The following is a 23921-nucleotide window of genomic DNA, read 5'->3' on the forward strand; positions in this document are numbered from 1 at the left end:
TTGAATAAAATGGGACTCCCCCCTAAATAATATCCGATTAGCCCGTACAATCAGGGAATGATCACATATAAAAATAGTAGTATTGTTTTTTGGAAACGTTAAATTGATCGGGGGATTATAGATGAAAATACTATTCGTTTTTTACGTACCGAGCGGAGGGGTGGAAACCCTGAACAGACAAAGGGCCATTGCGTTGAAAAAAGTCGGTATACGATGCGATTTCTTGTATTACAGCAAGAGAAGAGAATTGATGAATCATGAAGAGTCAAAGGTCTTCATTACTAATAATGATCAAGACATAAAAAACATCCTGCATAGGGGAAAATATGATGCGATGGTGATCACCTCGGATTATGCTGCGATGGAAAGGTTCAGGAACTTAGGATTCAAAGGCAAAATGATTCTCGAGATACAAGGTTTCGGTCCACAAAGTGTGGCTCGTGCACAATTACAGCTTGCCATCCCATTTGTACAAAAACATTGTGATGCCCTCCTATATCCCAAGACTCCTCATATCGGGGTGATCTTTAGGGAATTCTTTTCCACGACACCCATTTTTGAATTCAATAATTGCTTTGATCATAGAACCTTCACTTACCAAAAGCTCCCCAAAATAGATAAACCAATCATGGCATGGATCGGAAGGCTTGAGGATAATAAAAACTGGCGTGAATTCCTTCACATCGGCCATCAACTTGCTAAGAAAAGAGACATCCAATTATACATGTTTGAAGATCCAAGCTTGTCCACCCCCACGGAAAGGAAGGAGTTCATTCAATTAAAGAGCAGATTGAATCTGGATAAACATGTACACATCCTTCAAAATATACCGAACAATCAAATGCCTGGTTATTTTTCACGAATTGGGGACTCCGGCGGATTTCTTTGCTCAACCTCCAAGGTGGAAGGTGCCCCATACTCACCGCTGGAAGCCATGAGTTGCAGGTGCCCGGTCCTTACAACCGATTCAGATGGGGTCAGAAGTACAATCCTTCATAACCAATCAGGTAAATTCTATCAAATAGGCAATATTCAACATGCTGTCAAACAAGCCGAAGAACTTATGGACAATACCTCTCTGCGCCAATATATTATTGAGAATGCCCTGCTACACCTAAAATCACAGTTCAGCCACGATCAATATAGTCACCACTTCTTAAAAATGCTAAAATCTATAGGCTTATAGATTCTGTTGCATTCTGGACTCCTGTTCAATCAAAAGCCCTCCCCTGAACATATGCTATTAAAAATAATGCAAAGGTGAGATGTCAATTGAAAGCACTTGTTACAGGAGGAGCAGGGTTTATCGGATCCCATTTAGTAGATTCTTTAGTTGCAAGGGGATACTCTGTACACGTTATCGATAATTTAAGCAGCGGGAAGAAGGATTATCTCAATCCAGCTGCCTCTTTTCACGAATTGGATATTTCTTCACCAGATGCACATCAAGTCATCCTTTCTGAGAAGCCTGATTATATCTTCCACCTCGCTGCCCAGGCTGATGTATCCCGGTCCACTTCCAGCCCCCTTTCTGATATGCAATCAAATTTAGCTGGAACCATTAACTTATTGGATGCGTGCAGGCATACGCCTGTCAAAAACTTTGTCTTTTCTTCTACATCAGCAGTGTACGGGAATGCACTCAGTGGATTAATTAATGAATCACATCCTACATCGCCGATTTCATTCTACGGATTGTCAAAGCTTGCTGCTGAACACTATATAAAACTTTATCACGACACTTTTAATCTCCCCTACACCATCCTACGATACGGGAACGTCTATGGACCACGTCAAACATCTAAAGGGGAAGGAGGAGTGATTGCTGTCTTCCTTGAAAAATTAAAGAAGCAGGAACCTTTGAAAATCAATGGAGATGGTCTGCAGACCCGTGACTACATTTATGTACAGGATGTAGTGGAAGCAAATATTGCCGCTGCCTTAAAGGAAAAACACGTGACCATGCAAATCAGCACTGGGGAAAGGACATCCATTCTGCAGATCATTGATTTACTGAAGAAGTGTCATAAGAATGAAATCCCGTCCTTCCATGCTGGGGATAGACCAGGGGATATTAGGCATAGCTGTTTGGATAATACACTATCGAAACGTGTTTTAGGGTGGGAACCTGGTTATTCATTTGAGAAGGGAATGAAGGAAACCTATATATCCCACTCCCTATAACCCGGTCCATCAATAAAGCATCATTCATTTCCTGATTGAAAATGAATGATGCTTTTTTTAATGTCTATTTTTTTTGTTTTCCATTTGGAAAAATTTCTGATACTTTCTTTGGATATACTGTGATTCTTTCACCATCCCCGCACCATGCTTCGCTGAACCCATACGGGGATGGACACGGTATAATACAAGGACTTCATCCAAGTAGTGCATTTTCGTATACAGGCTGAGCCGGCACCACATTTCGTAATCCTGTGTGTATTTTAGATTTTCATCAAACCAGCCTGCCTTCTTGATTAAATCGATTTCTGCCATCACGGTGCAGCCATTCACAGGACAAGCCTTCAGAAGCAGATTTTGAAACGATTTTCTATTCATTTTCCTGGAGTGGATTTCGTTCAATACTTTATTTTGATGATCAATGGTGGTAAATGCTGTGTAAGATAGGTTGGAACCTATTGAATTCATATAGGCTAGCTGTCTTGCTATCTTGCTTTCAACAAACATATCATCAGAGCTCAGCCAGGCAAAATACTTCCCTCTCGCTGCCCTTATGCCTGCATTTAAAGCAGAAGCCGTCCCACCATTTGACTTCTTTATATACTTGATCCTGTTTTTAAAAGGTTGTATTTTTTCCACATATTGAGTTGAACCATCGTCCACAACGATCACTTCAATATCTTTATAAGATTGACGAAGAGCGCTATTGATCGCCTGGTCAATAAAAGCACAATTATAAAATGGGATAATGATTGATACCTTCATGTAGTCCCCCTCTTTCATTATAGAAAGTGATAATACCAGTATATGAAGGTGTTGATAAGGTGCTTGTATCATCACCCAGAGAAAAAAGAGTGCATTCGCACTCTTTCAATCAATCAGTATATCGATATGCTTGACCTTCCCATTATGAATCTTGTAACATCTAATCTCTTCTTTCCCGCCACCGACAGCGGCTATGAAATAATAAAGTTCCGGGTGGTGGGCGAAGGCAACATCATCCCTGGAGGGAACAGGAATTCCATAAGGATGGGAATGATAGATCCCCAAAAAAGCCTCCTTCTTCAGAAGCATTTGATCCATGACTTGATCCTGTTCATCTGGATCGATGGCAAATGAATACGGTGATGGCTCTGAATTTCTCATCGGCCAAATCGTCTTACAAATATTTCCTGTCCCTGAAATGAATCCACAGCCTTCGTTCGGCAATTCCTTTTTTACTTCAATTAAAATAGTTTTGTAAAATCGATTAGTCATTTTAACGATTTCTTTAGGCGTTGCACCCGCAGCCTTTGTATTTGAATTTCGTTCTTTTGGCTTCCATTTGGATTCTTTCTTCTTTTTTGATACCGATGGGCACACTTTTTCTCTGCCTATAAATTTTGTTCAGGTCTTTGGATTGCATTTTTATCCCCCCTTTCCAATTTACCTAATATACTTATTCGGATTAAACATGGTGCGTTTCGCTTCAGAGGCCATTGGAATATGTCCATATTCATCAAATTGAGGATTCACCTGGGGAGGCTGCTTTTTTTGCTGCTTCATTCTATTATAGAGTTCGTTTTTCTTATTGGATTGAGATTGAAGGTCTTTTCGCAGCCGATTCAATTCCTGTTCGAGTTCGACCTCACGCTGACTTTTTCCTTTATGCTCTCCTGAATATTTTTCATTTAATAAACTAATTTGCCTTTCAAGATCTTTTTCTCTCTGTTTAAAATCTTCCAATTGATTTTTCAGCGAATGAAGTTCATCTTCATATAGGCCCTCGATTTTCTTTATTTCATCATGTAAAGCTCCCATCTTTTGAATATAATTTTGAGTGGTTTCCTCCCTTTCTGTACTTTTGTTCAGTGTTTCTTTCACTTCGCTGAATTTTGCTGAATAAGATAACAATTGCTCTTCAATCTGATCCAGCTTCTTCAGTATTTCAGGATGATTGTTTCCCTCGTCTTTACCCCATAAAAAATTCCACATTTGTGTAAACCACCTTTCTTTATTTCGTCCCATGTATTTCCTTCTCTGAATTTGCAACCATTCCAGCTGTGTAACGAAAGCGGTATGGTACATTTCAACTTCAATGGACTTTTTTTCCTCTGATAAAAAATACTCGTTCGTTTCAATCAATAAGGAAATGGCTTTATTTTTTATTCGTTCGAGTATTATTTTCATATCACTCTGAAGACTTTCATAAATGATTTGGATTTTCGGGATGGAGGCGGGATGTAAATAATCTATTACCCCTGGGTTGTCATCAATGGTGATTTCTTCTTTGATTTCTTCCTGGATATTGTTCCATTCCTCCCCGGTCATCGTTTCTTTCTCTACATTCTGTTGCAATTGAATATAAAGCTCATGCCTCACTTCAACCTCCTGGAGCAAATATTCAATTTGTTCTGTCAGCATTTGGATGGTGTGATGATTCTCCGCAATCTCCAGTTGATAGACCTTATGTTTAGATCTTTCCCTGGACAATTCTTCTGACACATTCTTAATTCGCGTTGAATAGTGTTGATATAGGGACTCCAGTTCTTCTGAGATCATATGAATGTCATGCATGACCCCGGGCACGTCTGTGTCAGGTTTCCATATATTATCCTCCTCGCTCACTTGTCTCACCTCCAAAAATTCCTTTAGTAACATCATATGTACGGTTTGTTTACATGTTAAAAAAAAGGAGAGAGATCACTCTCTCCCTCATTTAATTAGTTATCTAAATCTCCAAGTAAGTCTGCGAAAGTTTCACACTCACCAAACTCAACCAATGCATCGACTACTCCACTATCAAAGATTACAACGTTCGCTGTATTTCTAAGGATCAAGCGGAATCCTTCAGTTGGTGCATCAAAGATTTGCAGTTCATAGAATAATTGTTCAGGTGCACCGTCAAAGTAACGGATTCCTTCTCCAACTGCAGTAAGGGCATCGTCACCACAAGTGACTCTGTCGATTGAAGATGGATCGAATGTGAAGCTGAAGTCAGGTTGGAATCCTGTTGCAGTCGGAGCTGGTGTAGGACCGACTTCTGTATCCGTGAAGGAGTAAGACCAAGTACTGTCTGCAAGAGAGCATTCTTGACAGATTTCAGCTCTTAACGTGGATAGACCTGTTACGAGGTCTGCTGTTGCGCCAGATCCGAATGTTGCTTCAGTATCTTCATTTCTTGCAAGAGCAGTTGCCTGGCATTCACAGTTCGCAACCGGGAATAATCCAGGGCATTGACGTGGGAATTCAAGTAAACTCAAGTCACATTGAAGTCTTTCTTCCGGCACGGGAATGTTGTTCGGACGAGGGAAACAGAATTTAGCCAATACTTCAAGCTTGACCGGGTACTCGACTTGAACATCTTTACAAAGTACGACTTTCAATGGAATCATTGGTCCAAATGGATCTGGTCCCATTAATACTCCACCGGACGTTGCAATTACTTGGGTAGCTCTGATGTTTAAGTTCGCATTGGTGATTCCTACCGGTACACAAAGCATGATTTCGTCTGTGAACTGTGTACGCACAGTAAATGAACACTCGGCTACTCCATTAATCAGGATGGTAACATCAACCGGTACCGTCCACACGATGAGAACTTTTCCAGGATTTCCGTTTTCAATAATGGAACCGGAAACGCTGACGTCAGCTGGATCTACTGGAGCTGTTTGCACCTCTACTCTTTGGCCTGCTGCTAATGCTGCACTTACTGCGGCACGACAAGCTTCATCTGGAATGAAGTTCTTGTTTTCATATTTATTCGCAAAGAACACCCAGTCATATACTTTGTCTACGCGAATACATTCCGGTGCTAAATCATTGGTGTCCAATGGAATCGGTGACGGAGATGGTGTCGGAGTCTGGGAACCCCTAAATTGTTTACGCTTCTTCAAACAAATCTTCCTTTCTTTTAATGAATATTTATATCACACTATATCCTATGGACGAGAAAGATTTTGGTATAGAGTAAACACCTATTTATGCAAAAAAAAATAATAGGCATATTAATAGTTTTTTTATTCCTATTAAAAAATAGGCTGATTCTATAGACGTTTGACAGTACATCCGCATCTAGACTGTCATATCATATACCATAAGGAAAGGAGGAATGAAAAAACAAAACTGAATAAACATGCAACATTATGATCATAACGATTAAACTGAAACTTTCATATATAGTGTGATTCACCTTTTATGGTTACGCTGCTTCCTTTAAATGAATATTACGAACGTGAATAATCAACTATCATTGCAATGATATTAATTATATATATATAAAAGCCATGTAAACGCTGGGAAGTTTACATGGCTTCTTTCATGGACAAATACCGTTCATCCTGACCCTTACATATACATAATAGAAATAAATGACGAAGGGAGCTAATATCCATGAGACAACTTTCGAACATCCAGCTCCAGCAACAAATCATCCATTATAAATCTGAAATGGAAAAGTACAAAAAAAAATGTGAAAGATTAGAAAACGGAATCCGTGCCCAACATTATGTCGCCATCAAAAAAGAAAATGATCTATTACAAAGCCGGATACAAACATATCTTCAAGAGCTTGAAATCCAGAATTCTGAAAAAAACATGGAAACCTCAAGATACCAAGCCCTTTTGTCTGCACAGGAAAGAGAAGTGAAAAAGCTCCGGCACATTCTAAACCAAGTCAAGGACCAGCTACGGACATACACGACTCGTTATGTATCAGATACAAATAAACAAGCAGAACACTACTTTGAATCACAGAATTCCCTGGAACACGAAATCATGGCGTTGCAAGTTGAGAATAGTTACTTATTAAAAGAGATGGATCTCCTATTAATGACTAAGCAAGAAGCAGACAAACAATTATATAAAAAAGAAATCCAAATATGGGAGCTTGAGGCACTACTTGAGGATGTGAGATTAGAATTGGAGTCACAGAAGGACCATTTGCTTTTCGAGAAGTATTTTAATGAAGATCAGATTCACCGTCTCCTATATGAAAATGAATGGTTACAAAATCGCCTTTATTTAAACGATATCGAGTTATATGAGTCACATAATCTTCTAACGGAATCCAAGTTACTATATGAATGGGTCATCAAGCTCCAAAAGGAAGATCTGTGTCGTGCAGGTCAAGTTCAGAAGGATAATGAATCATCTATTCAACAGCTACAGGAAGAATTAAAAAGAATGCAGGATGATAAAAACGTCTTCACCCGTTCACTTCAATCCGTCAGAATGAACATCAAAGACTTGAAGGATAAAGTATTCATAACCGAAGAAAAAGATTCCATCGTCACGAAAGACACTCTGAAAAATTATGAAAATACCATCCATCATCTTCAATTCACCAATTCCCTCTTGAATGAAGAAATCAATAAATTAAAAAAGAAACCGGGTACCTAAAAAGGAATCCGGTTTCTTTCATTACATAAATTCTTTCACTAATTCATCAAATTTACTTTCGTCTAATCTTAAATCATGAGTACTGAGAGGCTCTTCGGAATAACCTGACACCAGGTCCTGGTATGATGGCTGTTCATTGTTTTGATAAATCAAACCAGTAACCAGTCCATCCTTCTCCATGAGCGTATTCATGGCCAACTCCCGATTCGATGGGTCATAACCTTCTACATCAGCGAGCTTTGTAAGATTCTCTTTGAACCAATCGTACGTATTGATTTTATTATATGTGACACAAGGACTGAACACATTGATCAAGGAAAATCCTTTATGGTTCAGACCGGCTTCAATCAGAGCAGTCAGTTCTTTCAAATCAGATGAAAAGCTTTGGGCGACGAATGTAGCGCCCGCTGTCAAAGCCATTTCCATCGGTGCGAGAGCCGGTTCGATTGATCCCTGAGGAGTTGACTTCGTTTTGAATCCGGAAGAGGAACGCGGTGAAGTCTGTCCCTTTGTCAGTCCATATATTTGATTGTCCATTACAATGTATGTGACATCGACATTCCGGCGAATGGCATGGATCGTATGCCCAAGACCGATGGCGAATCCATCCCCATCCCCGCCTGATGCGATGACGGTTAAATCTTTGTTGGCCATCTTTAATCCTTGGGCAATCGGAAGAGACCGTCCATGGATTCCGTGAAAGCCGTAAGAATTGATGTATCCGGATATACGTCCTGAACATCCGATCCCTGAAACGACCGCTAACTGTTCGGGATCCAGTCCCACATTGGCAGATGCCCGTTGGATCGCAGCTTGTACCGAGAAGTCTCCACACCCAGGACACCAGTTTGGTTTCACATTATTCCTGAAATCTTTGAAGGTAGCCATGGATCAGTTCAACTCCTTACATCTTGTATGAATTTCATTTGGTAAGTATGGGGTTCCATCATACTTTGTCATTTTAACGATTTTATTACCGAAGCCTACATTCATTTTGATAATATTGGCTAATTGACCGGTAGCGTTATTTTCAATCACGACCACTTTTTTCGCTGAATGAATAAGTGGCTCCAATTCATCGGACGGAAAAGGGTGAATCAAGCGTATATGGGCATGATTCACTTTCAATCCATCGGCTTCCAAACGACCAATCGATTCTTCAATTACCCCGCGTGTAGAGTTGAAACCTACTAATAACAAGTCAGCCTCTTCATGAGGAGCATGTGTGTGTATCGGATTCTGGAATTTGATTTTCTCAAGTTTACGCATACGTTTATCCATCTGCGCCTGTCTGTTCACAGGAGATTCAGATGGCTTGCCGGTTTCATCGTGCTCTACGCCTGTGACATGATGAATCCCATTTTTCATCCCGGGGATGACGCGGGGTGATACCCCATCTTCAGTCACTTCAAAGCGCTTATAATATTTCTTAGGCTCTAATTCTTCTAATTCAGATTCGTTAGCTGCAAGCTTTCCTCTGCGTATTTCCACTTTACTGTGATCAAGGGGTTCCACAGTTTGTTTACCTAAGGAAAGTTGGAGATCCGAAAGAATGATGACCGGGCATTGATACTCTTCCGCCAGGTTAAAAGCTTCCACTGTATCATAAAAAGCTTCCTGTACTGTACTTGGAGCCAGGACGATTTTAGGGATTTCACCGTGAGTACCGTAAATCATCGCCATTAGATCGGATTGTTCCTGTTTCGTAGGCAAACCTGTAGACGGTCCCCCGCGCTGCGTATCCACTACAACAAGTGGCTGTTCTGTCATTCCGGATAGCCCTATCGCTTCCATCATAAGTGAGAGCCCTGGTCCTGCTGAAGCGGTGAAGGAACGGATCCCTCCGTAATTAGCTCCAATTGCCATAGTGGCCGCTGCGATCTCATCCTCTGTCTGGATGACGGTACCACCGACCATTGGAAGCTTCTTGATGAGATACTCCATGATTTCAGATGCCGGCGTAATTGGATAAGCCGCCATCAATCGGACGCCTCCTGCCAATGCACCTAGTGCTATGGCGTCGTTTCCAATCATGAACATGCGTTTATTCCGGTCTGCTTCTTTCAGTTCCAGGGAACCGACCTTGTCACCGAGTTCTGCTTTCATCGCAGCGTATCCCTGCTTGATCGCTTCCATATTTTTCTCAACGACCGTTTCACCTTTACGTCCAAAGATTTCTTCCACTACTTCCTTGAAAACATTTGGATCCAGATTGAGAACGGCACAGGTAGACCCAACTGCCACCATGTTCTTCATCAGGGAAGTTCCGAGCTCCGTCGCTAATTCAGTGAAGGGAACAATGTACAGGGATGCTTCAGTATCTTCAGGTTTCACAGGTTTGAACTTTGCATCGGCTATAATAACGCCATCGCTATGTAATTCTTTGTAATTCACATCAATCGTTTCCTGGTCAAACGCAACCAAAATATCTAAATCGTCAGCAATCGCACGTACTTGCGTGGTGCTTACACGAATCTTATTATTTGTATGTCCACCTTTAATGCGGGAGGAGAAATGGCGGTAACCATATAAGAAATACCCAAGACGATTGAGGGCCATGGAAAAGATTTCACCTGTACTCTCAATACCTTCACCTTGCTGTCCGCCAACTTTCCATGAAAGCTGTTCCTTCATTCATTACACCCTTTCAATCATTATTTGCAACATCTATTGTTGAAGCATATTCTCTTCATTAGGATCAATCATCTATTACCGATGCAGCCTATTCATATCATTTACTCTATCAGTTTATCACTTTTCTCTTTAAATCACTACTGTATTGAAGAGATTATCATTCTAAACACGTTCATATCAGCAGAACTAAACCACTAAAGTTTTTCCCTCAGTGGTTTTAATGTAATCAATCAGGCAGTCTCTTAAAGAAGTTCTGGAATAAGAATTTTTTTACTTGTTTTTCACTGTAGTACCGTTGGAGGGTGTTGATTAAGTTTTTATACTGAATGTATGAGGATAGACCTTGGACGGTTTCGGTTATGCCGTCGAAATCGGAGCCAAATCCAATATGATCCTCCCCGCCGAGACTGCATACATGCTCTACATGCCGGATGATATCAGATATCTCAGCTGTCCCTTTCTTGTTTAAAAATGGTGGGACAAAGGTGATGCCCATTACGCTGTCCTTCTTGATGAGTGCCTCAATTTGATCATTTTTTAAGTTTCGTGGATTGGGACAGATTGAGTATGCATTTGAGTGGGATGCTACCGGATATTCAGCTAACTCCATCACATCCCAGAATGCTTTTTCACATAGATGGGATACATCTGTCCAAAGTCTCTTCTCATTTAGGAAAAAGACGATGTCTTCCCCAAAGTTGGTCAACCCGCCCCCTCTCGGTTCAAGGGCACCGTCTGCTGCGGCATTGGCCCAGTTCCACGTCAAACCGACCGACCGGACTCCCAGCCTGTAAAGGATCTCGAGCTTCGTAAGATCCTCCTCTACTGCTTCGGCACCTTCCAGTGTCAGCATTGCCCCTATTTCATCTTCCGCAAGACGTTCTATATCCTTTTTCGAGGTGACGAATTTCAGCTTAGAGCTTGACTTAAGGATCTGATTATGAAACAGATTCACCATTTCAAGTGCTGCTTGAAACCGTTGACCCGGCTTCAGGTAGGAGGGGATATAGATTGCGAACAACTGTACTTTACTGCTGCTTTGAATGAGTTGAGGATACGTAATATGTAAGGAACTCTTCGATTGAAAGGCCCCACTCCCCGGCTCTAAATATAGCTTCATCAAAACATCACAGTGTGCATCAAATATCATATTGGGTCTTCCTTTCCGTTTCTTTTCATATATGTATATGTGTTCATAGTATAAAGGCTGTCCACTAAAGGGTCCCCTCTAATGAACAGCCTATGGTTTATTATCTTGGTTCCACGATTAACTTTATCGCCGTACGTTCTTCTCCATCGATGAGAATATCCGTAAATGCAGGGATACATATTAAATCTAAACCACTGGGAGCCACAAAGCCTCTTGCAATGGCAACAGCCTTGACGGCTTGATTTAAAGCCCCTGCACCGATTGCTTGAATTTCAGCTCCTCCTCTCTCACGAAGAACACCGGCGAGTGCACCAGCTACAGAATTAGGATTAGATTTTGCTGAAACTTTTAATATTTCCATTCCTTTTCCTCCTTGTCATTTCCCCCATACCGTATGTCCGTGGTAAAGAACAAACTTGGTATAAATGATTCCACTGATACTATATTCAGGAAATGGACAAATCATTCCGGTAACACCGAAAAAGGAAGGAAAACATTTAATATTCTGCCATAAATGGATGGTCTTCGTTGATCAATATGCGCTCGATCTTTTTAGCTTTACCCGACTTGTGATCAATGTCGATTAAACAAGCACTCAGGGTTTTACGCCCCGCCTTCGGTACTTCAAATCGGACGGGTAAACTGGTCTGGAATCTCCTTAGAACAGAATCCTTACTCATTCCCAATACCTCATCGTATGGTCCGGTCATACCAACATCACACATAAAGGCTGTCCCATTTGGAAGGATCCGGTTGTCTGCCGTTTGAACATGAGTGTGCGTTCCAATCACTGCAGACACACGGCCATCCAGAAACCAGCCTACAGCCTGCTTCTCACTTGTTGCCTCTGCATGAAAATCAACGAATATAACGGAGGTTCTCTTTTTGGCCTCATCTACAAGCTCATCAAGAGCTTTGAATGGATCATCAAGTGGAGGCATAAACGTCCTTCCTTGAGCATTTATGACAGCGACCTCTTTACCGTATACCTCCCCGAACACCAAACCGCTGCCCGGCGTTCCTTCAGGGAAATTAGCCGGCCTCACCATTTGTTTGGATGAGTCGATGAAATTAAAGATATCCTTATTGTCCCAAGTGTGATTTCCCAGGGTGACCATATTCGCACCATCTTGTATAAATTGTTTATATATTTTCTCAGTAATCCCTCTACCTGATGCAGCATTCTCACCATTTACGATTGTAAAATCCGGTGAATGCTTCTTCTTTAGCTTAGGCAGGTATTCTGTAATCATTTCCCGGCCCATTGAACCGACTACGTCTCCAACAAATAATATTTTCATGAAAATCCCCTTCTCTATATGTATTAAGTTTTGTCGTTATTGTATCACAAATAACTTGTCGTCTATTCATACTAAAAGGAGCCATCATCTATTAAAAGGCGGATTATAGCATGAGATAAAAAAAGCTGACTCGAAAGGGATATCCCTTTTCGAGTCAACCTCTTATTTTGCATATTCGACGGCCCTTGTTTCACGGATGACCGTTACTTTAATATGACCCGGATAGTCAAGCTCATCTTCAATACGTTTACGGATATCCCTTGCCAATCGGTGTGATTCCAGATCGTCAATGGCTTCCGGCCTTACCATGATGCGTACTTCACGTCCTGCCTGGATCGCGAAGGATTTCTCAACGCCTTCATAAGACTCTGAGATTTCTTCAAGTTTCTCCAGTCGACGGATGTAGTTCTCCAGCGTCTCACTTCTTGCTCCAGGTCTTGCAGCAGATAAAGCATCAGCTGCAGCAACCAGTACGGCAATGATGGACGTTGGCTCTGTATCTCCGTGGTGAGAAGCAATACTGTTGATGACAACAGGATGTTCTTTGTACTTCGTTGCAAGCTCTACACCAATTTCCACGTGGCTTCCTTCCACTTCATGATCGATCGCCTTACCGATATCATGAAGCAATCCGGCACGTTTGGCGAGTCTTTCATCCTCACCAAGCTCAGCTGCGAGTAATCCGGACAAATACGCCACTTCCATTGAGTGTTTTAAAACGTTTTGACCGTAACTTGTACGGTACTTCAAACGCCCCAGGATCTTGATCAAATCCGGATGTAGGCCATGAACGCCTACTTCGAAAGTAGTCTGTTCACCAATTTCCCGGATATATTCATCCACTTCACGGCGGGATTTATCCACCATTTCTTCAATTCGTGCAGGGTGGATACGTCCATCCTGAACTAATTTCTCTAATGCAATTCGAGCCGTTTCTCTACGAATCGGATCAAAACCAGAAAGAATAACCGCTTCAGGAGTATCATCAATAATTAAATCAATACCCGTAAGTGTTTCCAGCGTACGAATGTTACGTCCTTCCCGCCCAATAATTCGACCTTTCATCTCATCATTCGGTAGATTCACAACACTGACCGTTGTTTCTGCCACATGTTCAGCAGCACAACGTTGAATAGCCAGTGAAAGGACTTCTTTCGCCTTCTTATCTGCATCTTCCTTCGCGCGGGTTTCATGCTCTCTGACCATGATGGCGATATCATGGGAGAGTTCATTTTCTACGCGGTCAAGGATGATTCCTTTCGCTTCATCACGAGTCAGGCTAGAGATACGTTCTAGCTCTGTTTGCTGTGATCGTACCATCTCGTCCACTTTGCTTTCCATCTCTTCAATATGTTGTTGTCTCTCGTTAAGAGTCCCCTCTTTTCTTTCGAGTAAGCCTTCACGCTTATCAAGCGTTTCATCTTTCCGATCGAGGTTTTCCTCTTTTTGCATCAAACGATTTTCTTGTTTTTGCAATTCATTTCTTCGTTCACGTAGGTCATTTTCCATTTCAGTGCGAAGTTTATGATTTTCGTCCTTTGCTTCCAAAAGTGCTTCTTTCTTCAGAGCATCTGCCTCGCGCTTCGCATCTTCTAAAATCTGCTCCGCTGAACCTTTAGCACCAGCAATCTTTGCTTCAGCAATGGACTTACGAATTAGGTATCCAACAACTACACCGACGATTAGGCCAAGCAAAATGAAGATGATTGTAATAGGTTGCATTATTTCACCTCCTCTTGCTATGAACTGTCATGTTTTTTACATGTCGGCTTGTACATTGCTCACTTGAACAAAATATACAGCGCTAGGCTTTCAAATATTCATTCGAAAAATTTGTAAAATATACATGTTAATTTTAAATCTCTGAAAATTTATTGTCAAGGGGTTGAGCCCTCTATCACTAGATTTCTCAAGGGTTTTTTTGCAATCGACAAAAATTGACACTGTCGCATTGGGCTTGTGAATGTTTTTTAACCAAAACTCTCATTTTTATTTTTTTTTGAGGAATGCGGGGTCAACCAGTGATTACGGGTATGTACTACCTGACTTATATCGCTTACCCACCGTTTTTGAGAAAAGGGATTGTTACTATTTTCCACCAAAACATGTATTCCCATACATAATAAAGAGAAGCAAACCAAATCACGGCTGCTTCTCTTTCCTCACTTAGTCTTCCAGAAGACTTAATTCACCTTGATCGTCCGTTTCAGCACGGCCAGTATCCAATCCGTAATGTTCACGGATCTTCAGCATGATTTCATTACGGATTTCAGGGTTTTCTTTCAGGAAGATCTTTGCGTTCTCACGTCCTTGACCTAGGCGCTCTTCGTTGTAGGAGTACCAGGCACCGCTCTTTTGAACGATGTCCAATTCAGACCCAAGATCGACGATTTCACCTTCTTTGGAGATTCCTTCCCCGTACATGATATCTACTTCGGCTACACGGAAAGGTGGAGCCACTTTATTTTTGACTACTTTGATCTTCGTTTTATTCCCTACCATTTCATTCCCCTGCTTAAGGGTTTCGGCACGACGGACTTCCAAACGTACGGAAGAATAGAACTTCAGCGCGCGGCCACCGGGAGTCGTTTCAGGATTACCGAACATGACCCCGACCTTTTCACGAATCTGGTTAATGAAGATCGCGATGGTCTTCGACTTATTGATGGCACCGGAAAGTTTACGAAGGGCCTGTGACATTAAACGGGCTTGAAGACCTACGTGAGCATCTCCCATCTCTCCTTCGATTTCCGCTTTCGGTACAAGGGCTGCCACAGAGTCGATAACGATGGCATCCACCGCGCCGCTTCGTACAAGTGCTTCAGCGATTTCCAGTGCCTGTTCACCTGTATCAGGTTGTGAAAGCAATAATTCATCTATGTTTACCCCAAGCTTTTGAGCATACTCGGGATCAAGTGCGTGCTCTGCATCGATGAATGCCGCCTGTCCGCCTTGAGCCTGTACCTCTGCTATCGCATGAAGTGCCACTGTTGTTTTACCGGATGATTCGGGACCATATACCTCAATGATTCTGCCACGTGGGTATCCGCCTATTCCAAGAGCAGCGTCCAGTGCAAGTGAACCACTTGGACATGTTACTACATTTCTGTCCGTTTTCTCCCCAAGCTTCATGATTGAGCCCTTACCAAACTGCTTTTCTATTTGTTTTAACGCCATATCTAAGGCTGCTTTACGATCGCTCACAAATCTTCCTCCTTTGAATATACATCTTGTAATTGACAACTTATAAGTTTGTCTCAAATCCAACCTATCTATACTATAAACGTTTTTATTAGAGAAAACAAGAAAAAAATCGAACATTCATTCGGTTTTTTTCTTTGGGTGTGCTGGAGTAAAAAAAGATAAAAAGCTGCCTTCAAAAAGAAGACAGCCTCATCAAACTAACTCAATTCCTTGATCAAATAGTGCCAACCATACTTCGCTGTTCTCATCCGGTTCCCATTCCGGCCACCGCCAAGGTTCAATAGAAATGCCTTGGTCGTTCCATCCTTCATGGATAGTCCAATCCAGACGGTCCCGGCAGGATGACCTTGGTGAGCATCCGGTCCTGCAACACCTGTAAAGCTTACCCCGATGTCGGTGGAAAACAGCGCTCTAACGTTTTCAGCCAGTTCCCGTGCACATTGCTCACTTACTGCTGAATGCTGTTTCAGTGTAGTGTCATTAACAGATAAAATCCTTTTCTTGATGTCATCTTGATAACAGATCACCCCGCCACTCAAAACGTCCGATGCTCCGGGTATAAACGTCAGTTGAGCCTGAAACAGCCCTCCAGTCAAACTTTCTGCACATGAAAGGGTAAGACCCAACTCTTTTAATAAATGGAACCCCACTTCAACAAGGGAATCCTGATTATAACCGTAGAAGTATTCTCCCACCCTGTTCAAGATCTCTTTTTCAACTGAATCCATTAATGACATGGCAATATCCCTTGACTCGTGTTTAGCCGTCAACCTCAAGGTCACTTCCCCATCACCCGCAAGAGGGGCGATAGTGGGATTGGTTTGTCTGTCGATCAGATCTTCTAATTCCGTTTCAAGCTCTGCTTCCCCGATGCCAAAGAAACGAAGTACCCGTGAATGGATGACCTCTTTTTTCTTCATTAAGTTCAGGATTGCCTGTTTGCCGTACTTATCAAACATCGGCCTCATTTCAGACGGCGGACCAGGGAGAAGCATATAGGCAGTACCGTCCTTTTTCAATAACATCCCCGGAGCCATACCGTGTTCGTTCTTCAACACATGGGCCCCTGATAGAATCAGGGCTTGTTTTTCATTATTCGGAGTCATTTCACGATTGACCTTATGAAAATAGCTTTTTATCGATTCTAATGCGTCATTATCCATGCTTAAAGTTGTCCCTAAAGCATTTGCAATCGTTTCTTTCGTCAGATCATCCTTTGTTGGTCCAAGGCCACCAGTAAATACCAACAAGTCCGCCCGCTTCTTCGCTACCTCAATGGCCTGCTGTAAACGGGCTGGGTTATCCCCCACACTTGTATGATAATACACGTTTACGCCCATTTCAGCTAACTGCTCGGAAATGAATTGAGCATTGGAATTGACGATTTGTCCCAGCAATAACTCGGAGCCAACCGCTATTATTTCTGCATTCATCTTTGTTCCCCCTAAAACTTGGTGAAAAGAAGGGGATGATTCTATTTGAATCAATCCCCTGGTGTACACTGTTATTTTGAATTCACAAATGCTTTTTTATTATGTTTGAAATAGTCCCATCCTGACCAGATTGTAAAGAACATAGCCACCCACAGAGCAATCGTCGCAAATGGAAGGTCGATCAATTCAAAAATGGCGTTATGAAGAAGAAGGGCTGATATGGCGATGATCTGTGCCCATGTTTTGATCTTGCCGAGTTGACCTGCAGCAACCACTTCCCCTTCCCCCGCTAATACGAGACGAAGTCCTGTTACGGCAAACTCACGACTGATGATGATGATGACAATCCAGGATGGCGCAAGACCCAGCTCGACGAGTACGATCAACGCAGCCGATACAAGCAGTTTATCTGCCAACGGATCTAAGAATTTCCCTAAATTTGTCACAAGGTCAAGTTTTCTGGCATAATATCCGTCAATCCAATCCGTCGTTGCCGCAATGATAAAAATCAACGCTCCTACAAAATGCTTGACCGGCATTTCCGCCCCAAGAAACATCATCTCACCCCAATTAAACGGTGCAAGCATGATGATTAAAAATAATGGAATTAAAAATATCCTTGATACTGTAATCTTATTAGGTAAGTTCACCTTTCTACCTCCAATGCTTTAAAAAACACGTATACCATTAGTATGTAAGAAAAAGGAGTTATTAAAACTCCTCCCATTTCAATTATTGTTCTTGCGGTACGTAATTGATGATGATATCCTGCCTGACGACATCAGTTGCAGATATTTTATACTCAAGCTGTTTACCGTTCACACTTATATCCGTATTCGAAGCATCACCGATAATAAGGTATGCCTGTTTATCATCGGAAAGGTCAAAGTCCTTTTTAATTCCCTGTTTTAACAGTCCCTCAAACAAAACCTGTTCGTCGGTGTTAAAGACTTTTACCCACGTGTCTCCCTTAGCTGACAATTGCAGCTTGAATTCTTTTGCATTTTTCAATTCGTACGTCGTTTTATAGTCTGAGGAATCCACTGCTTCTAAAGACTGTTCAGGCTGCGAGTTATCTTCCCTGTCATTTTTATCTTCTGAAGGCTTGGGTTCTTCGGTCTGTTCTTTATCATTTGTTTCATCTTCAGGCTTCTCGCCATCAGCACTTTTATTCTCATCAACATCTACTTGTGTCTGGTTTTCTGCTTGGTTGGATTCAGGTGCCTTGTCCCCTACTTTCCCTTGCCAAAATACCCACACGGCAACAAGCGCACCAATGACAAACAGGGCGATGAGGAGCTTCGGCAGAAAGTCAAATACCCTAGTCGAGCTCTCTGAAACAGTCTTTCGGGACTGCACCCTTGAAAGGGAAACGGGTATTTCGTCCTCATAGGCCGTCGGGATTTCCGCCTTGTGTTCCTCAAAAATCACCTCAGGAGGAAGTCCGACTGCTTCACAATATTGCTTAATGAATGCGCGCACGTAGAATTTACCCGGCATCGCATCATAGTTCCCTTCTTCGATCCCAATCAAATAGCGTTTTTGAATTTTTGTTATTCTTTGTAAATCATCAAGGCTGTAATCTTTCGCCTCTCGCGCTTCCTTTAAACGATTTCCTAATTCCGTCACTACTTAACACCTTCCAATATTAAAAATCAAAACCTCCAAAATCGGAATTTTGAAATAGATTATTTTGTTCAACTAATTCGTATGTAATTTCTTCATCAGGATCGTTTCTAAGTTCAATGATATAATCAAAATCTTCAAGTGAATATTCAGAGTTTTGAACGAATACATCAGGATGTTCGATTACTTTCACAGCAGGTAATCGCATGATCTCCCTCACAAGCTGCCAATGCTTCTCACTTGCACGGCGTGTAGAAACGATGCCGTCTATAATAAATAAGTTCTCAGCGGAATACTCGTCTTCAATGAGCTTGCTCCGTATCGTTTGCTTTAATAATGTAGAAGAGACAAAAAGCCACTTCTTATTCGCACATACACTTGATGCCACGATGGATTCGGTCTTCCCTACCCTGGGCATCCCCCTGATCCCAACAAGCTTGTGTCCTTCCTGCTTAAATAATTCAGCCAAAAAGTCAACTAATAAACCAAGCTCATCACGAACAAATCGAAACGTTTTCTTGTCGTCGGCATCACGCTGGATATAACGGCCGTGACGTACAGCAAGACGGTCCCTTAATTTAGGTTCCCGGAGCTTTGTCACATTGATTGTATCCATTGTTTGAAGGATGGATTCAAGCCTCATGATCTGTTCTTCATTATTGGCAAGGAGAAGCATTCCCCTTCTTCCTTCGTCCACACCATTTATCGTCACAATATTGATAGAAAGCATTCCTAATAATGAGGAAATATCACCTAAGAGGCCTGGACGATTTTTTTGTATTTCATATTCTAAATACCATTCTTTGCGTTCCATCGCTTACCTCCCCAGAAAAACTGTGACATCCCATTTCGATATAAATTGACATAATTCGAAAATTTATTTAAACATCTAGGTATTATAATAAATGATTTTCTGGCAATAGAAAAGCAAAACATACATAAATATGAACAATTTCTCATTAATACGTGAAATGATAACCTGAAGACTAATATTATATTGGTATAAGTCATACCCCATAAGAAAAAGGAGAGGGAAATCCCTCTCCTTAACGACTACCGTTATTATTAACAAGCTTGACCATCATATTGGCGATGGCATGTTGCTCTTCCGGAGACGCGACTGACCATAAATCCGCTAATACTTTTTCCTGATCGTTCTTAGCTTCGACTTGATTGGCTAAGTAATCACCGATTTGGTAAGCCAAGTCATTTACCGTTTCGTGCTCCATGCCGCCGTGTTCTGCCTGGTTTAGGCGTTCCCCTAAAAAGTTTTTCCAATCTGACCAGTTATCTAATACAGACATTTGTCATGACCTCCTTTATTGAAATACAATCTTAGTTTGTATCCCGGAGGAAAAATTATGCGCTGGAATCATTGGATTGAAAAATTTTTTATGTGTGCCATCCCCCGTTGATAGAAAGGGTTTGGCCGGTAATATAAGAGGCCCTGGATGATAGAAGGAATTGAATGGAATCAGCAATTTCACCCGGTTGAGCAAACCGGCCTATAGGGATCTCCTCACGGATCGAATTTTTATCTTCATCAGTAAATGAGTCCATCATGGACGTATCAACGGCCCCGGGAGCAATGGCGTTTACCCTTACACCGCTTATTGCAAGCTCTTTACTCAAGGATTTCACAAATGCTATTTGAGCACCTTTGACTGTTGAATATACAACCTCACAGGCAGCTCCTATCTGTCCCCAGATCGAACTCACCATGACAATTGCCCCCTTCCTGTCAATCAGCTTCGGCAGGAGTTTTTGAACAAGGAGCAACGGACTTTTGACATGAAGGTTGATCATCTGATCCATATCGTCTTCTGAATGGTCCTGGAAGAGCCCCCAGGTAGAATTCCCACTACAGTAAACGATCGCATCGAGCCGGAATATGGAATGGACAAGATTACCCACTTCCTCCGGGTTGGCAAGATTACCCTGAATGGGGATTACCTCCACTCCCAATGCTTCAACTTTATGAACCAATTCTTTCATTGCATCTTCATTGGAATGATAATGCAAGTACAGATTCCACCCCTCCTCTGCCAATGTAAGGGCAGTACTGCTCCCGATTCCACCTGATGCCCCTGTAATTAATGCATACTTCATTGGTTTCACTCCAAACGTCATTCACATGAATAGAGGAACTACCCTTTAAAAAGGATAGCCCCCCTTCCATCATGATTTTGGTACGACTTGACATACCGTAAATCGTTCTTCACTGATAATAGACTCCGCAACCGCCTGGATATCATCATATTTCAACGATTCAAGGGTAGGCACGACTTCAAATAAATCCATTTCGTTAAATGCATAGCGGGTAAATTGATTCGCAATATACTCAGGAGAATTAATGGCACGCAGGAATGCACCAATCTTCTTCTTCTTCGTTCTCTCAAGATTTTCCTCATTAAAAAGGGATTCCCGTTTCGCTTTCAGCAACAATGATTGTACCTTTTCAGAGAGTTCATCCGGCTTTTCCGTATCTCCACCGACTGTCAGGAATCCAAAGCCATTTTCCTGTGTATAGTCATAATGGAATGTCTCATCGATCAGTCCATCATTATAAAGTTCGGAATAGTACGGTGAACTCTTTCCAAAGAGCATATCAAGAAAAACATTCATGGAAAGCTCTTGTCTAAGCATTTCCCGCCCCTGCTGGGTTGGTTCCGGAGCTTTCAGTCCGACAATACATTTAGGACTTTGAACGTTCATCTTAAGAACCTGTTTTTTCTCCGCGACTGTCTCTGGTTCAACCTCGAATTCACGCTTGATTTCAGGCATTTTTTCATAATCTTTCTTTTCCTGATTCGAACGGACCTGATTCATGATCTGATCGGGATCAACCGAGCCAACCACGAATAAGAGCATATTACTTGGATGGTAGAATGTATTATAACACTGATAGAGCATATCCTTTGTAATCGGGGTGATGGACTCGATCGTTCCTGCAATATCAATTTTCACAGGGTGATTTTTATACATATTCTGGATTACACCGAAGTATAATCGCCAATCAGGATTATCATCATACATGGTGATTTCCTGACCGATGATGCCTTTTTCCTTTTCCACCGTTTTCTCTGTGAAATACGGATCTTGCACGAAATCGATGAGTGTCTCTAAATTCCGTTCTACATTTGTGGTACTTGAAAACAGATAAGCTGTCCTTGTAAATGAAGTGAACGCATTGGCGGACGCCCCTTGCTTACTGAATTGTTGGAAGACATCTCCATCTTCTTTTTCAAACAGTTTATGTTCTAAGAAATGGGCGATTCCATCGGGTACTTTAACAAATTCATCTTCATCCAAAGGGATAAAATGATTGTCGATGCTTCCATATTTCGTTGTAAATGTAGCATACGTCTTGTTAAACCCTTTTTTCGGGAGGATGTATACATCGAGACCATTAGACATTTTTTCATAATACAAATTTTCTTGTAATTGATCGAAGGAAATTTTCTTCATCTTTATCCCTCCATTCCTGTTAGAAAGTAAATCGTATCAAGTTCAACTTTATTTGCAGCTTTTACGATATCTTCTTTAGTTGTCTTCCCAATCTCATCCAACCAATGTTTCAGGTCGATTTCTTCATGAGCTACGGCGTTATGGTAAAGTACTTCAACCAAACCTCTTGAAGTATCGATGGTTTCAAGGAGCTGGTTACGGATGACCGCTTTTGTCTGGTCGATTTCCCCCTCCGTGAAGTCTCCATCCTTCATTGCCTGGAGCTGCTCGTTGATGATTCCTACCGCTTGGTCATACTTCTCAAATTCGATACCGGACATCACCATCAATAACCCTTTATGACTCTCGAGGCGGCTAGCAGCATAATATGCGAGGCTCGCTTTCTCCCTCACATTAATGAACAATTTGGAATGGGAGAAGCCACCGAATATACCATTGAATACTTGAAGAGCGAAATAGTCATCGTCGCCATATTGAGTATGTGTACGGTAGCCCATGTTCAGCTTCCCTTGTTTCACATCCTGTTTTTCTTTTACGACGTTTTCGTTTTCCTTTTCCTTCACAAGAGAAGCATCCACTTGTTTAGGAGTACGTTCATTCAATTCGAGTAATCGATCACAGAGGCTTTCAACCTCTTTAACATCGACATCACCGATCACATAAAGGTCAAACTGATCTTCTGCCATCACTTTTTGATAATATTCATATAAACTCTTCGAAGTAATGGACTCCACTTCTTCATTTACACCGTTTACATGGAGGGCGAAACGCTCACCTTTACACATTTCTTCTACCAGCCGTGAATTGGCATAGCGCATTTTATCGTCATATACTGCCTGAATTCTAACCTTTTGGTTCCGTTTTTCTTTTTCGACTGTTTTCTTGTCGAACTCGTTATTTTCAACATGAGGGTTCTGAAGGACATCTGCAAGGAATTCGATTCCTTTTTGAAGCAGGGGCTCAGAATCCTTCAAAAACTTTTCGTTGGCGATTTCAACAGACATACTGACCACATGGTACTCACCTTTTTTACCTAAATCCACAAAAAAGTTCGCTCCATATAACTCATCCAGATGGGAGCGTAACTCCGTAGTGCTCGGATAGGTCTTTGTGCTGCTCTGCATCACATGGGGGAGCAATCCCCGTAAAGTGACTGTTTCGGGGTCGAGGGGGGCTTTCAACTTTAATACCAGGCTATTGGTTTTATACTTATCCGTTTGAACGATATGTAGCGTGTAACCAGGTTTCTTCTTGACTATTTCGTTTATGGCTGTCATCGTACCGTCCTCCTTAGTTCCAAACTTCCATCGATTTAAAAACAAAATTAATAAACACCCTTATTGTGCGGTATTTATGTATAACTATACATGTAGTGAGAGATTGATTTCAAGCATCTTCCTCTGTTGGAATATCCTTTTAGATTAAACTATTATATGCTTATTTATTTTTCATTATGTTTCTACGCTTTACCCTCCTTATTCTTCTCTTTCACTCATAATAAATCGAATTTTATAAGGGTGTCAGCTGAAATTTAGACCGTTCCTT

23 protein-coding genes are annotated in these 23921 nt (G+C 41.6%); 3 read left to right on the forward strand and 20 right to left on the reverse strand.

The window, feature by feature from the left end; genetic code table 11:
* The first annotated feature begins 121 nt into the window (after nucleotides 1-121).
* Both ACSQ2E_RS13250 and ACSQ2E_RS13255 read left to right on the forward strand, forming a co-directional pair.
* Nucleotides 122-1186: a glycosyltransferase family 4 protein gene (locus tag ACSQ2E_RS13250; protein ID WP_435991205.1), complete on the forward strand. Its 1065-nt coding sequence runs from the start codon at nucleotides 122-124 to the stop codon at nucleotides 1184-1186.
* Between the two features lie 86 nt (nucleotides 1187-1272).
* Nucleotides 1273-2184 (forward strand): NAD-dependent epimerase/dehydratase family protein, encoded by a 912-nt coding sequence (locus ACSQ2E_RS13255; protein WP_435991207.1) that lies wholly within the window; start codon nucleotides 1273-1275, stop codon nucleotides 2182-2184.
* A 57-nt stretch (nucleotides 2185-2241) separates the two neighbouring features.
* Here the strand turns inward: ACSQ2E_RS13255 and ACSQ2E_RS13260 are convergent, their stop codons facing one another.
* The 5 genes from ACSQ2E_RS13260 to ACSQ2E_RS13280 form a co-directional block, all read right to left on the reverse strand.
* Complete coding sequence (locus ACSQ2E_RS13260; RefSeq protein ID WP_435991209.1) at nucleotides 2242-2946, reverse strand: glycosyltransferase family 2 protein; 705 nt, start codon at nucleotides 2944-2946, stop codon at nucleotides 2242-2244.
* Nucleotides 2947-3051: 105 nt separating this feature from the next.
* Nucleotides 3052-3438: a M67 family metallopeptidase gene (locus tag ACSQ2E_RS13265; RefSeq protein ID WP_435991211.1), complete on the reverse strand. Its 387-nt coding sequence runs from the start codon at nucleotides 3436-3438 to the stop codon at nucleotides 3052-3054.
* Between the two features lie 13 nt (nucleotides 3439-3451).
* Nucleotides 3452-3586, reverse strand: a complete 135-nt coding sequence (locus ACSQ2E_RS13270; RefSeq protein ID WP_435991213.1) for a hypothetical protein — start codon at nucleotides 3584-3586, stop codon at nucleotides 3452-3454.
* 20 nt (nucleotides 3587-3606) lie between these two features.
* Nucleotides 3607-4788, reverse strand: a complete 1182-nt coding sequence (locus ACSQ2E_RS13275) for a hypothetical protein (RefSeq protein ID WP_435991215.1) — start codon at nucleotides 4786-4788, stop codon at nucleotides 3607-3609.
* A gap of 95 nt (nucleotides 4789-4883) precedes the next feature.
* Nucleotides 4884-6056, reverse strand: coding sequence for a hypothetical protein (locus ACSQ2E_RS13280; protein WP_435991217.1), 1173 nt, complete (start codon nucleotides 6054-6056; stop codon nucleotides 4884-4886).
* Between the two features lie 496 nt (nucleotides 6057-6552).
* Here ACSQ2E_RS13280 and ACSQ2E_RS13285 point away from each other — a divergent pair, with 496 nt between their 5' ends.
* On the forward strand, nucleotides 6553-7560 hold the full coding sequence (locus ACSQ2E_RS13285; RefSeq protein WP_435991219.1) for a hypothetical protein: 1008 nt from the start codon (nucleotides 6553-6555) through the stop codon (nucleotides 7558-7560).
* A 21-nt stretch (nucleotides 7561-7581) separates the two neighbouring features.
* On the opposite strand, the gene ACSQ2E_RS13290 is transcribed toward ACSQ2E_RS13285, so the two are convergent.
* From ACSQ2E_RS13290 to yfmF, 15 genes are all read right to left on the reverse strand, one after another.
* Nucleotides 7582-8448 (reverse strand): 2-oxoacid:ferredoxin oxidoreductase subunit beta, encoded by an 867-nt coding sequence (locus ACSQ2E_RS13290; RefSeq protein ID WP_435991221.1) that lies wholly within the window; start codon nucleotides 8446-8448, stop codon nucleotides 7582-7584.
* Nucleotides 8449-8451: 3 nt separating this feature from the next.
* Nucleotides 8452-10194, reverse strand: coding sequence for a 2-oxoacid:acceptor oxidoreductase subunit alpha (locus ACSQ2E_RS13295; protein ID WP_435991223.1), 1743 nt, complete (start codon nucleotides 10192-10194; stop codon nucleotides 8452-8454).
* A 226-nt stretch (nucleotides 10195-10420) separates the two neighbouring features.
* A complete protein-coding gene (locus tag ACSQ2E_RS13300; protein WP_435991225.1) occupies nucleotides 10421-11344 on the reverse strand; it encodes a dipeptidase in 924 nt (307 codons plus the stop codon).
* A 100-nt stretch (nucleotides 11345-11444) separates the two neighbouring features.
* Nucleotides 11445-11705 carry a stage V sporulation protein SpoVS gene (gene spoVS, locus ACSQ2E_RS13305; protein WP_034760060.1) on the reverse strand — a complete coding sequence of 87 codons (261 nt, stop codon included), beginning with the start codon at nucleotides 11703-11705 and terminating at the stop codon, nucleotides 11445-11447.
* Nucleotides 11706-11841: 136 nt separating this feature from the next.
* Entirely contained in the window at nucleotides 11842-12645 is an 804-nt protein-coding gene (locus tag ACSQ2E_RS13310; protein WP_435991228.1) for a TIGR00282 family metallophosphoesterase, read from the reverse strand.
* A 162-nt stretch (nucleotides 12646-12807) separates the two neighbouring features.
* The gene (gene rny, locus ACSQ2E_RS13315; RefSeq protein WP_034760066.1) at nucleotides 12808-14367 is read right to left on the reverse strand and encodes a ribonuclease Y; all 1560 of its coding nucleotides are present in this window, start codon (nucleotides 14365-14367) and stop codon (nucleotides 12808-12810) included.
* Between the two features lie 444 nt (nucleotides 14368-14811).
* Nucleotides 14812-15849, reverse strand: coding sequence for a recombinase RecA (gene recA / locus ACSQ2E_RS13320; RefSeq protein WP_060669610.1), 1038 nt, complete (start codon nucleotides 15847-15849; stop codon nucleotides 14812-14814).
* A 197-nt stretch (nucleotides 15850-16046) separates the two neighbouring features.
* A complete protein-coding gene (locus tag ACSQ2E_RS13325) occupies nucleotides 16047-17282 on the reverse strand; it encodes a competence/damage-inducible protein A (protein WP_435991231.1) in 1236 nt (411 codons plus the stop codon).
* A gap of 71 nt (nucleotides 17283-17353) precedes the next feature.
* Nucleotides 17354-17932, reverse strand: coding sequence for a CDP-diacylglycerol--glycerol-3-phosphate 3-phosphatidyltransferase (gene pgsA, locus ACSQ2E_RS13330; protein WP_258263310.1), 579 nt, complete (start codon nucleotides 17930-17932; stop codon nucleotides 17354-17356).
* A gap of 82 nt (nucleotides 17933-18014) precedes the next feature.
* Nucleotides 18015-18911 carry a helix-turn-helix domain-containing protein gene (locus ACSQ2E_RS13335; RefSeq protein WP_435991234.1) on the reverse strand — a complete coding sequence of 299 codons (897 nt, stop codon included), beginning with the start codon at nucleotides 18909-18911 and terminating at the stop codon, nucleotides 18015-18017.
* Nucleotides 18912-18930: 19 nt separating this feature from the next.
* Nucleotides 18931-19722, reverse strand: a complete 792-nt coding sequence (locus ACSQ2E_RS13340) for a DUF3388 domain-containing protein (RefSeq protein WP_435991236.1) — start codon at nucleotides 19720-19722, stop codon at nucleotides 18931-18933.
* 232 nt (nucleotides 19723-19954) lie between these two features.
* The gene (locus tag ACSQ2E_RS13345; protein WP_060669625.1) at nucleotides 19955-20212 is read right to left on the reverse strand and encodes a DUF3243 domain-containing protein; all 258 of its coding nucleotides are present in this window, start codon (nucleotides 20210-20212) and stop codon (nucleotides 19955-19957) included.
* Between the two features lie 88 nt (nucleotides 20213-20300).
* Nucleotides 20301-21017: an elongation factor P 5-aminopentanone reductase gene (gene ymfI / locus ACSQ2E_RS13350; protein WP_435991238.1), complete on the reverse strand. Its 717-nt coding sequence runs from the start codon at nucleotides 21015-21017 to the stop codon at nucleotides 20301-20303.
* 69 nt (nucleotides 21018-21086) lie between these two features.
* Nucleotides 21087-22376, reverse strand: a complete 1290-nt coding sequence (yfmH, locus tag ACSQ2E_RS13355; RefSeq protein ID WP_435991240.1) for an EF-P 5-aminopentanol modification-associated protein YfmH — start codon at nucleotides 22374-22376, stop codon at nucleotides 21087-21089.
* Nucleotides 22377-22378: 2 nt separating this feature from the next.
* Nucleotides 22379-23653: an EF-P 5-aminopentanol modification-associated protein YfmF gene (gene yfmF, locus ACSQ2E_RS13360; RefSeq protein ID WP_435991242.1), complete on the reverse strand. Its 1275-nt coding sequence runs from the start codon at nucleotides 23651-23653 to the stop codon at nucleotides 22379-22381.
* Nucleotides 23654-23921: the final 268 nt, after the last annotated feature.

It is taken from the genome of Rossellomorea sp. LjRoot5 (assembly GCF_964253455.1).
GTDB lineage: Bacteria > Bacillota > Bacilli > Bacillales > Bacillaceae_B > Rossellomorea.